Genomic DNA, 12,118 nt, shown 5'->3' with positions numbered 1-12,118 from the left:
ATCAAGTCCGCTCGACTTGCATGTATTAGGCACGCCGCCAGCGTTCGTCCTGAGCCAGGATCAAACTCTCCAATAAAGTGTTTGACTTGCTCATTTCTTAACTGACGAGAATTTGTTCAATTCTCTATTTCAACGTTCCACCTAAGTGGTTCGTTTTACTCACTCGTTGTTCAGTTTTCAAAGATCAACTTCTTCGTTACCAGCGAATCTCGTTCGCACCAGCAACTCTTATAATATATCACACTCTCAATTATTTAGCAAGCTTTTTTTGAAAACTTTTATTTCATTGAAAGCTGCGATATATATCCGCTCAGAAGCGGCAAGAAATAATATATCACAGCATTCCTATGTAGGTCAACCCTTTTTTGAATATCAATAAATGACTTCTTCTATATAGAGTTGGCGCTGCTGCATCAAGTTAATGATCTCCCCCTGAACCGATACCATCGGTCTCGTTGGATGCTGGGCATCCGTAAATACGATTTCTCCCGAAGTGCCATTACTCAACCGCACTCGAGTACCTGAATGCAAGGCGGTTACCTTGTGGATGAAAGTCTGAACGATCTTTGGATCCAGCTTGCCAAAGGCCTCCAGTTGGATTTGTTCCAACACAACATAAGGCGATTGGGCATTTCGATAGAACTTATCCAGTGTCATCGCATGAAAGATATCGGTAACAGCAACGATCTTGGCATAGATATGAATCTTGTTCCCCTCCAGCCGCAGTGGATACCCCGAGCCATCTACTTTCTCATGATGCTGGAGAGCTGCTAGCCGAACTCCTTCATTCACCGCCGCAACATTCTTGAGAATCTGATAACCGTAGGTCGTGTGCTGACGTACTTCTTCGTTCTCTTCGTCGGTTAGTTTGGAAGGTTTGTTCAACACAATCGGATCAATCTTGGCATTTCCGATATCATGCAGCAGTCCTGCAAAGGCTACCTGCATCCAATCTTTTTGCGGGAGCCCCACCCATTGTGCCAGCTTATAAGAGGAAAGGGCACACAGTACTGCACTGTGATAGCGATAATCATGGCGATTGGTCATGCGTGGAATAAATTTAAGGATATGATACTCATGTTGGTGTTTTAATAAGTTGTCCATTTGATTGCGAACTTCATACATTCGCAGCTCGCCCGTTATGGCGGATTGGTAACAGTTTTTGACCAGGATCATGGTCTTGTCGTATTCCTCATGCAAAGCCAAGTCTTTTCGGACAGTTGCCTCTTCGTTCCCACTGCCCTGTTGATTTCCCGTAAAGATCAGCGACGGCTTCTGTCCGGCGGATTTTACGGTTGGTATTCTAGTGCTGTCTGCCTCAACGGATTCCACAATAACACGGTCCACCATGAAAGCTTTCAAAACCTCTAGATCCCGAGGAAGCAAGACCTTCCCTTTTTGAAGCAAAAGGCCTCCCAGAGGCGTATACACATCTTTGGCCAGCTTTACTCCAGCCACCACTTCATTCACGGCTTTGATCGTCATGATCAACCTCTCCATCTATTAAGCTGCGTCATAGCAGCAAACTTCACCTTATATTATACATATTATAGTTCGTCTTTCGCGGCCTGTACAATACCAATTGCCTGAATTTGTAATCCGGTAAGACAAAAAAAGAGCATGAATGCAAATCTGCATCCATGCCCGATACTTTGGATTATTCTTCCGTCGGCTCAATCGCCTCCGTGCCATCTTGGCCTTCTTCTTCCTCTTCGCCGGCCTCAGGCTCATCGCTCTTATCCGCACGGCACACGGTACCTACGGAATCATCCTCACGGATGTTGATCAGCTTCACGCCCTGAGCATAACGGCCCATGGTAGAGATACCCTCCATGCTCGTACGGATGATGGTGCCGCTAGACGTAATAATCATGAGATCCTCTTCTGATTTCACGACCTTAAGTGCCACAACCGGTCCATTTTTCTCCGTAATATTGATGGTCTTGATCCCTTTACCGCCACGGGTCTGGCTGCGGTAGTCGCTTGCAGGCGTCCGCTTACCGTAACCTTTGGTCGTTACAATAAGGATATCAAGTTCCTGGTCCACCACGTCCATGCCAATGACTTCATCATGGTCATCCAGTGTAATTCCTTTAACCCCCGTCGCGCTTCTTCCCATCGAGCGAACATCACTCTCCTTGAAGCGGATGGACATTCCCTGTGCCGTACCCATGATGATCTCCTGCTGACCATCTGTCAGCTTAACCTCGATCAGGGAATCATCCTCGCGCAGGTTGATCGCAATCAGACCGCCCTTGCGGATATTGACATAATCCTCAAGTGGGGTTTTCTTAACGACACCCTGGCGCGTTGCAAAGAACAGGAAATTATCGCTGTCAAAGTTCTCCACAGGGATCACGGCATTGATCGACTCGCCCTGTTCAATCTGAATCAGGTTGATGATCGGTGTTCCGCGGGCGGTACGGCTAAGCTCTGGGATCTCATAAGCTTTCAACCGGTACGCCTTCCCTTTGTCCGTGAAGAACATCAGGTAGTGGTGAGAATTCGTAACGAAGAGATGCTCGACAAAGTCCTCACTCTTCGTATCCATCCCCACTACGCCGCGGCCGCCCCGCTTCTGGCTGCGATAGGTGTTCGCAGGCAGACGCTTGATGTAACCGGTATGCGTAATGGTGATGATCACTTCTTCACGTGGAATCAGATCCTCGTCCAGGATGCTGTCTTCCCCGACCGTAATTTCGGTACGGCGTTCATCAGAGAAGCGCTCCTTAATCTCTTGGAGCTCATCATTGATAATCTGCAGCACAAGATGCTCATTAGCCAAGATCTCGCGCAGTTCCGCGATTCTGGCAAGCAATTCCTGGTACTCGTTCTCAATCTTCTCACGTTCGAGTCCAGTCAGGCGCTGCAAACGCATATCCAGAATGGCCTGCGCCTGCTCATGACTGAGACCGAAACGCTCCATCAAGCCTTCGCGAGCAGCCTCTGTGGTCTGTGACGCGCGAATGAGGGCAATAACCTCATCGAGATGATCCAGCGCAATCCGCAAACCTTCGAGAATATGAGCCCGAGCTTCCGCCTTCTTCAGTTCAAACTCGGTCCGGCGACGGATAACGACGACCTGATGCTCCAAATAGTGGAACAACACGTCACGCAGGTTCAAAATTTTCGGCTCATTGTTTACGATGGCCAGCATGTTAATACCGAAATTAGACTGCATGGCCGTATGTTTGTACAGATTATTCAGAACGACATTCGGATTGACGTCCCGGCGCAGCTCAATAACAATCCGCATACCGTTACGGTCCGACTCGTCGCGGAGATCCGTAATGCCATCAATCCGCTTATCGCGAACCAGTTCCGCGATCTTCTCAACCAAACGAGCCTTGTTCACCTGATACGGAATCTCGTGAACGACAATGCGCGCCTTGTTGTTATTCTCTTCAATGGTCGCCTTTGCCCGCATCGTAACGGACCCTCGCCCCGTGCGGTAGGCTTGACGAATCCCTTCACGTCCCAGAATATATCCCGCTGTCGGGAAATCCGGTCCTTGAATATAGTCCATCAGCTCCATCGGTGTGATATCAGGGTTTCGAATCATCGCCTGAACGCCATCGATCACTTCACCGAGATTATGAGGCGGAATATTAGTAGCCATACCTACTGCAATCCCGGATACGCCGTTGACCAGCAAGTTAGGATAACGCGCAGGAAGAACGACCGGTTCCTGTTCCTCACCGTCATAGTTAGGAGCAAAATCTACAGTCTCTTTATTAATATCACGCAGCATTTCCATAGCAATCTTCGATAAACGAGCCTCGGTATAACGCATAGCCGCTGCCATATCGCCGTCAATGGAACCGAAGTTTCCGTGTCCATCAACAAGCATATAACGCATGGAGAAGTCCTGCGCCATCCGAACCATGGATTCATAAACTGCGGAATCACCATGAGGATGGTACTTACCGATAACCTCGCCAACAATTCTTGCCGATTTCTTATGCGGTTTATCCGGGGCCATTCCAAGTTCAGACATCGCATATAAAATACGACGGTGTACTGGCTTCATTCCGTCCCGTACATCCGGCAAAGCCCGGCTGACAATGATACTCATCGCGTAGTCCATAAAGGACTCGCGCATCTCGGTACCAATGTCACGATCTTTGATTTGGGAGAAATTTTCTTCCGCCATGCTGGACCTCCTTCATTTTCCTATCAACCATGCCTTGATCTATGTGAAAAAAGCAGAATAGTGATCAGAAATCTAAAAACGCACTAACCTTTATTATATTACTTTCACAAACCGAGCACAATTAAACACGGGATGGATCAAGTGAAAGAATGATTCTTGCCCGGAAACCGGGATATACGCCCTGTCCTCCGTGCCCCTTTTCACATACAATGCATTGCACAGGACTTTTCGTATCATCACATCTTTATATTATACCACTGTTTGTCATACTTGTCCTATGTTTTCCGGGTATAAGCTCTCTTGCTGGAGACAACCCGATTCTTTCAAATCAACCGGATCGACACGAGTTTGTATTACGAGACAGGTCAAATCCTGTCACTCCTATCACACAGCTGGAAAGGATGAAGATGGTTGACTATCCAACGCGTTGCAAGCAAGTGGGCGAAAACGAAAATACTCTTAAAAAATAAAGGTCTCGCCTCTTATGTTCCCTCTACCCGCCAATATTCAATGGAGGCGCTTGGTGACATGCTGGGCACACATACGCTTGTGTATATCAAGCCTGACCGGGGGACCTACGGCATCGGCGTCATGTCAGTCGAGCAGCTCCAATCCCAAAACGCTGATGCCGACGAAACCCCGACTATTTCCTACAAACTTCGTTATGATCAGAAAACTGAAATATTTACCTCCCTGGAGAGTCTCGATAAAACACTGAGTGCTTTGTTTCAGGGAAATGAGTATCTCATTCAGCAAGGCATCCATCTGCTTCGCCATAAAGGCCGCCCCTTTGATCTACGGGTACTAACTCAGAAGAGCCCTTCCGGTCAGTGGGTGAGCACAGGAATAATCGGGCGGGTGGCGGCCAAGAATAAAATCATTACCAACCACCATAGCGGTGGGACAGTCCAGCACTATAAACCGCTGATGACCGAGCATATGACAGCAGAAGAGGCGGAGAACATCCGTAAGGAGCTGAACGTGCTTGGGGTGAATGTCGCGTCGCAGCTGCAGAAATCCTATCCCAAGCTAAAAGAAATCGGCCTTGATATAGCCATTGACGGTCGCTGGAACATCTGGATCTTAGAGGTTAATACCAAACCTGCACTGTTCCCGTTCAAGAAATTTTTCAAAGATCCGAGCATCTACAATCAAGTAAAAAAATATGCGACCGCTTATGGGCGTAACTTATCCAAGAAGAAAAAAGTCAAAAAGACCGGTTAGCATACGATATATTAATTAATCCCCAAATTTGGTTATATGGCGAGTACACCAAATCCACATCCATCGTAAAAATAAAGGGGCAGCCCTGAGGCCTTCACAGACCTTGGGATGCCCCTTTTTGAATGAAAACCTTATACGTCCAGATTACGGACCGACTTCGCATGCTCCTGAATGAAATCCCGTCGCGGTTCAACGTTATCGCCCATCAGGGTATCAAACAATGTATCGGCCAAGATCGCATCTTCGATGGTCACCTGAAGCATGGTACGGCTCTCCGGATCCATCGTCGTCTCCCACAGCTGTCCGGCGTTCATCTCGCCGAGACCTTTGTAGCGCTGTACGTTAATTTTGACGTTCTCACCGAACTCCTTAATGATCTGGTCACGTTCTTTCTCACTGCCAGCATAACGGATCACCTTATTGCGCTCGATCTTGAAGAGCGGCGGTTGGGCGATATAGATATAACCAGCTTCCACCAGCTTACGCATGTAACGGTAGAAAAACGTCAGCAGCAAGGTACGAATATGCGCACCGTCGACATCGGCATCAGTCATAATAATGATTTTGTGGTAACGAGCCTTGGACAGATCGAAATCTTCCGCAATCCCTGTGCCCAGCGCCGTAATGATCGCCCGGATCTCCGCATTGGAGAGGATACGGTCAAGCCGCGCCTTTTCCACGTTGAGAATTTTACCCCGAAGCGGCAAAATGGCTTGGAAATGTCGATCGCGTCCCTGCTTGGCGGATCCGCCGGCAGAGTCACCTTCGACGATGTACAGCTCACTGATGGAGGCATCCTTGGAAGAGCAGTCTGCCAGTTTACCTGGCAATGCGCTGACTTCAAGCGCACTCTTCCGGCGTGTCATCTCGCGGGCTTTACGCGCCGCTTCACGAGCACGTGATGCCTGGAGCGCCTTCTCCAAGATCCGGCGGGAAACCGATGGATTCTCCTGCAGGAACTCCTGCAGCTTCTCAGCGAACAAGGATTCCACAATACCGCGCACTTCACTGTTGCCGAGCTTGGTTTTGGTTTGTCCTTCGAACTGCGGTTCCGGTACTTTGACCGAGATGATTGCCGTCAATCCTTCACGCACATCGTCACCCGACAGGTTGTTGGTGTTATCTTTGATCAATCCCGTTTTGCGGGCATAGTCATTGATGATTCGAGTGAGCGCACTCTTAAAGCCGGATTCGTGCGTTCCGCCTTCGTGCGTGTTGATATTATTTGCAAAAGAGTAAATATTCTCGGTATAGCTATCGTTATACTGGAGCGACACTTCAACCTGAATATTATCCCGTGAACCCTCAACATAGATAGGGTCTTCGTGCAGCGCTTCCTTCTTCTCATTCAGGAACTTGACGTATTCAATGATTCCGCCCTCGTATTTAAAATAGTCGGAGGCACCTGTACGTTCGTCCGTCAGTGTAAGCGCAATGCCCTTGTTCAGAAACGCCAGCTCACGGATCCGTGTCAGCAGCGTGTTGTAATCATATTCCGTTGTTTCCGTGAAAATCTCCGAATCCGGCAGGAAGGTTACGGTTGTCCCGTGATCGTCGGAATCCCCGATGATCTTGATATCATATTGAGGTACGCCGCGATGATACTCCTGTTGGTAGATGTGCCCATCACGTTTGACCTGAACCACGACTTTCGAAGACAGTGCATTCACAACTGAGACACCAACACCATGCAGACCGCCGGATACTTTATATCCGCCGCCGCCAAACTTACCGCCGGCATGAAGGACGGTCATAACGACTTCCAGCGTCGACTTCTTCAGTTTGGCGTTCTCGCCGACCGGAATTCCGCGCCCGTTATCGACAACGGTAACACTGTTATCCTCATGGACAATGATTTCGATATGGTCGCATATTCCCGCCATTGCTTCGTCAATACTATTGTCCACAACTTCCCATACCAAATGATGCAAACCCTTGGCACTGGTGGACCCGATGTACATCCCCGGACGTTTACGAACGGCTTCTAATCCTTCCAGTACCTGAATCTGATTCTCATCATATGTCGGTTGATTCATAGACATGCCTTCACCTACTTCTACAGATTCTGTTATGCCTGAGCTACAAAATGATTGGCTCTCTTCTTAAGCGTTGCAGAGGAGATCGGAGAGTAATAGACGATCGATTTCGTCACCACAATGGATTTCGGATCTTCTTCGCCAATCATCTCCACGACTTTATGCTGCTGGGCATGCGTGACGAACTGCTTGGAGATTTTTGAGGATTTCTCGATCGAGATATCAAAAATTCCAACCAGCTCCGACGAACGGATGATCTTCTCTCCGCCCAAATGAATATACATATGGAATCACTCCTTAAGAGCCCACCTGTCCGTCATGGACATGAAAAATGCTGGCACCCTTCAATTTGTCGGTATTCAAACTCTCAATGCCCGTCGCCGTGATGAATGTCTGCACTTTGCTCTGGAATGTCTCGATCAATTGTGTCTGCCGGTACGGATCCAATTCAGAAAGCACATCATCCAGAAGCAGCACCGGATATTCACCGATCTCTTCCTGTATCAGCTCGATTTCAGCCAGTTTCAAAGATAGCGCCGTCGTCCGCTGCTGACCTTGAGATCCATACGTTTGGACTTCTTTGCCATTAATATAAAAAGCCAGATCATCTCGATGAGGACCTGCCAATGTCATACCACGCCGTATTTCTTGCTCTTTCATTTGTGATAATTTTATCATAAATGTCTCAAATAAGACAGCTTCATCTTCTTCCTCCGCGTCAGCAAAGGACGGAAGGTAGTGTAAAGAGAGCTCTTCCAGGCCGTTTGTAATTCCCTGATGGATGCTTTCAGCCCACTTTTGCAGCTTTTTTATAAATTGTTTCCTCTTCTTGACGATTTTAACACCATGTTCTGCCAATTGGCTGTTCCAAATGTCCAGCATCGCTTGTTCGGCGCTGCCCTTCCCCCATAATTGCTTCAGCAGATTGTTACGCTGCACGAGCACCTTCTGGTATTGCTGCAGATGAAACAAGTAGCTTGGTGCCACCTGGCCGATCTCCATGTCAAGAAACCGGCGGCGAACCCCCGGCGTGCCTTTGACAATCTCCAGATCCTCGGGAGCAAACATCACGACATTGAGCGAGCCGATGAAATCGCTAAGCTTCCGCTGCTCAAGTCCATTGATTTTTGCTCTCTTCCCCTGCTGGGATAAGCTCAGCTCCAGCTTCAAAGCTCCGTACTTGCGGTCGATCTCGGCTGATATATGGGCACTGGATTGCTCGAATCCAATCAATTCGCGATCCTTGGAGGTACGGTGGCTCTTCGTTAAAGCAAGCACGAAGAGCGCCTCCATCAAATTCGTCTTTCCCTGAGCATTGCGTCCGATAATCAAATTAACGTCACCAAACGCCTCAAGCTGCAGCTTCTCGTAGTTTCGATAGTGCTGCAGGCTGACATTTTTGACAAACAAGCTTATCCTCTCCCTCGTCTTCCGCGCGTAGCGCCAAAGCGGCTGCGGGAGGCTGTCTATTGTGCTGCCACCTGAAACGTTCCGCAATCCTCCACCTTGACGATGTCGCCAGGTACCAGTTTGCGTCCGCGCCGCTCTTCCTTTTCGTCGTTGACCAGAACTGCTCCTTCCTGCAGCAGTGCCTTCGCCATCCCACCTGTGGATACGCAATCTGAAAGCTTCAAGAACTGATCCAGCTTGATATATTCACTGTGGATAAATATTTGTTTCATGACTTCGTCCTTTCATCCCTATCAACATGGGGATAACTTTAATTGGCCGTACGGTACGGCAGAATAATATATTGACTCTTGCTGTCGTCGAGCGGTTTAAGAATGATCGGGCTCATAACTCCCATGAAAGCGATCATCAGCTGTTCACTTTCAACCACCTTGAGCACGTCCAGCATATATTTGGAGTTGAACGAGATGCGCAGCGGCTCCCCTTTGAAATCGATGAGATCCAATTCTTCACGCACTTTACCAAGCTCGGAAGAGCTGGAAGAGATCTCGATGCCGCCATGTTCCATCGTTTGCAGGAGAACAATGTTCGTTTTCTCCTCTTTGGAGAGCAGGTAGGCGCGGTCGATCGACTCGCTTAATTTTTTTGTGTCCAAAACGAGTTCTGTTTTATGCGATGTTGGAATAATTCTAGAAGTATCGGGATAAATGCCGTCCAGTATACGGGAATAGAACAGAACACGGTCAATTTTAAATAATACCTGATTATCGGCTACAACGATATCAACCAGCGTATTTTGGTCCGGAATGATTTTGCTCAGCTCATTCAGCGTTTTACCCGCAATAACGACATTGTTGAACGAAATGTCCTGCGCATTGTCCAGCTGGGCGGAGCGAGTTGCCAATCTGTGACGGTCTGTAGCGGTAAATTTCAGCTCATTGTCGTTCAGACTCCATAATACCCCAGTCAAAATAGGCGTTGTTTCATGGGTGGAAATGGAGAATACCGTTTGCTTGATCATATTTTTTAGCAGATCTCCAGGCAAAGAAACGGTTTGGCTGTCTTCGATGTTAGGCAATACAGGGAATTCTTCCGGGTCCAAACCCACCATCTGAATTTCCGTAGCTCCCGAAGAGATAAAGGTGTGGAAGTTTTCTTTTACCTCCATTTGGATTTCTTGGGAAGGGAGTTTCTTGATGATTTCAACGAAAAATTTGGCTGGCAGCACAACACTACCAGGCTGTTCTACTTGGACGATGGTATGCTTCTCATCTTCCGCAGGAATAAACGATTGAATGGAAATATCAGTATCGCTAGCAGTTAGTGTGACACCCGAATAGGTGACATCCAGTTTAATGCCGCTGAGGATCGGAATTGTGGTTCGGCTGGAAATCGCCTTGGATACGTGTTGAATGGATTCGTTTAATACATTTTTTAATATGCTGATTTTCATCAATTTCACTCCTTACGGAAAAATGAGAGGGGTTTTTTCACTTGGCGAATGCCAAGAGGATTCCCCTCTTTATGGTTAAATTATTTATTAATTATTATTAGTAATAGTAATAGGGGCACTGAATATGTGGATAAGCCCCGGAAAAGGCATAAAATTAAGCCTATCCACATGTGTATAGATTGTGCATAGGCTTTGAACTTGTTCAGGTTGGATTTTTGATTTTCTCCGTAATATTATTGACCACTTTAAACAGCTCCTGGTCATTTTTCAGAGATTGGGTAATCTTCTCATGGGCATGTATGACAGTGGTATGATCCCGGCCTCCGAATGCTTCTCCGATCTTGGGAAGGGAATAGTCGGTTAATTCGCGGGACAGGTACATGGCAATTTGCCGCGGAAACGCGACGGCTTTGGTCCGTTTGCGGGCTTTGAAGTCTTCCAGCCTCAGGTTGTAATACTCGCCGACCTTTTGCTGAATGTCCTGAATCGTAATCATTCGCGGCCGACTGGACGGAATAATATCCTTCAGAGCTTCGGCTGCCAGATGCGTGGTTACGTCCTGATTGGTTAGGGAGGAATAGGCAACGACACGGATCAGGGCACCTTCGAGCTCACGAATGTTCGTATCGATCTGATTGGCGATATACATCATGGCTTCGTTCGGAATATCCAGATTCTCGGCCTTCGCTTTCTTGCGAAGAATAGCGATCCGCGTCTCTAGATCCGGTGGTTGAATATCGGTGATCAATCCCCATTCGAACCGGGAACGGAGCCGTTCTTCCAGCGTCGGTATCTCCTTAGGCGGACGGTCACTGGATATGATAATCTGCTTCCGCTCTTCGTGCAGGGCGTTAAACGTGTGGAAAAATTCCTCCTGCGTCGATTCTTTGCCTGCCAAGAACTGAATATCGTCAATGAGCAGAATATCGACGCTACGGTACTTGTTGCGGAAGCTTTCAGCGCGGTTATCCCGAATGGAGTTGATGAACTCGTTGGTGAATTTCTCGGAGGAAATATATACGACTCTACTGCTGGGATTGTGCTCCAAAATATAGTGGCCGATCGCATGCATCAAGTGCGTTTTTCCAAGACCAACTCCACCATATAGGAATAATGGGTTATACGCCTTAGCCGGAGCTTCAGCAACAGCGAGCGAGGCAGCATGCGCGAACCGGTTGCCAGAACCGATGACAAAAGTATCAAACGTATACTTCGGATTCAGCATATGAGACTGAATTTCTTCCCCGGATATTTCAAGCGGCGGCGAGGGCTGCTGCGGCACAGGTTCGTGTCCTTTAGCCTCTTCAATGACAAAGCGGACATCCACCTGTTTGCCCACCACCTCCAGTACGGTTGCACTAACCAGCTTGGTGTATCGGCTCTCCAGCCATTCCACAGCAAACGTTGTCGGTGCTGAAATGACGACGGAGTGATCGTTAATGGTCAATGCCTTGGTCGCTTTAAACCAAGTGTCAAAACTCGGTTTACTCAGCTTGGTTTGTATGATCGATAATATTTCTTGCCATAATTCGGAAGTATGGCTTTCCAAAACTGTCACTCCTTTAAATCTTCCAAATGTGGCTAGAGCCATGTGTGGAATTGTCGAAAGAAAATGAATGATGTCTAATTATCCCCAGAACTAACTCCTGTGGAAACAAAAAAATATGGATAAATTGAAATTGTTCACAACTTTATCCACAGCCTGTTGATAATATTATAGCTTCATTCACATATTCACAACCAAAAGTAATATCATCATAGCAAAAGAAGGCCTTATTTTCAATGTATGTCGCTAATTTATCCACAAATTCAATACGTTGTGCATAATTTTTATTCACACCA

9 protein-coding genes and 1 rRNA gene are annotated in these 12,118 nt (G+C 47.6%); 1 reads left to right on the top strand and 9 read right to left on the bottom strand.

The window, feature by feature from the left end; all coding sequences use genetic code 11:
• The 3 genes from AB4124_RS29725 to gyrA form a co-directional block, all read right to left on the bottom strand.
• Nucleotides 1-76: ribosomal RNA gene (locus tag AB4124_RS29725) — 16S ribosomal RNA — on the bottom strand; the annotation flags it as partial.
• 296 nt (nt 77-372) lie between these two features.
• Entirely contained in the window at nt 373-1,485 is a 1,113-nt protein-coding gene (locus AB4124_RS29720; RefSeq protein WP_379412111.1) for an HD-GYP domain-containing protein, read from the bottom strand.
• Nucleotides 1,486-1,657: 172 nt separating this feature from the next.
• Nucleotides 1,658-4,153: a DNA gyrase subunit A gene (gene gyrA / locus AB4124_RS29715; RefSeq protein ID WP_441975050.1), complete on the bottom strand. Its 2,496-nt coding sequence runs from the start codon at nt 4,151-4,153 to the stop codon at nt 1,658-1,660.
• Between the two features lie 411 nt (nt 4,154-4,564).
• On the opposite strand from gyrA, the gene AB4124_RS29710 reads away from it, so the two are divergent.
• Complete coding sequence (locus tag AB4124_RS29710) at nt 4,565-5,377, top strand: YheC/YheD family protein (protein ID WP_430113250.1); 813 nt, start codon at nt 4,565-4,567, stop codon at nt 5,375-5,377.
• Nucleotides 5,378-5,508: 131 nt separating this feature from the next.
• Here the strand turns inward: AB4124_RS29710 and gyrB are convergent, their stop codons facing one another.
• The 6 genes from gyrB to dnaA form a co-directional block, all read right to left on the bottom strand.
• A complete protein-coding gene (gene gyrB, locus AB4124_RS29705) occupies nt 5,509-7,419 on the bottom strand; it encodes a DNA topoisomerase (ATP-hydrolyzing) subunit B (RefSeq protein ID WP_076326307.1) in 1,911 nt (636 codons plus the stop codon).
• A gap of 26 nt (nt 7,420-7,445) precedes the next feature.
• On the bottom strand, nt 7,446-7,697 hold the full coding sequence (gene remB / locus AB4124_RS29700; protein WP_071219299.1) for an extracellular matrix regulator RemB: 252 nt from the start codon (nt 7,695-7,697) through the stop codon (nt 7,446-7,448).
• Nucleotides 7,698-7,710: 13 nt separating this feature from the next.
• A complete protein-coding gene (recF, locus tag AB4124_RS29695) occupies nt 7,711-8,823 on the bottom strand; it encodes a DNA replication/repair protein RecF (RefSeq protein ID WP_430128161.1) in 1,113 nt (370 codons plus the stop codon).
• 56 nt (nt 8,824-8,879) lie between these two features.
• Complete coding sequence (yaaA, locus tag AB4124_RS29690) at nt 8,880-9,095, bottom strand: S4 domain-containing protein YaaA (RefSeq protein WP_076326305.1); 216 nt, start codon at nt 9,093-9,095, stop codon at nt 8,880-8,882.
• A gap of 38 nt (nt 9,096-9,133) precedes the next feature.
• Nucleotides 9,134-10,276, bottom strand: coding sequence for a DNA polymerase III subunit beta (gene dnaN, locus AB4124_RS29685; protein ID WP_427493558.1), 1,143 nt, complete (start codon nt 10,274-10,276; stop codon nt 9,134-9,136).
• Nucleotides 10,277-10,478: 202 nt separating this feature from the next.
• Nucleotides 10,479-11,825 carry a chromosomal replication initiator protein DnaA gene (gene dnaA / locus AB4124_RS29680; protein WP_076326303.1) on the bottom strand — a complete coding sequence of 449 codons (1,347 nt, stop codon included), beginning with the start codon at nt 11,823-11,825 and terminating at the stop codon, nt 10,479-10,481.
• Between the last annotated feature and the right edge of the window lie 293 nt (nt 11,826-12,118).

The sequence above is a fragment of the Paenibacillus sp. 2KB_20 genome (assembly GCF_052115765.1).
Classification (GTDB): domain Bacteria; phylum Bacillota; class Bacilli; order Paenibacillales; family Paenibacillaceae; genus Paenibacillus_AQ.
This window is presented reverse-complemented; position numbering and strand designations above follow the sequence as displayed.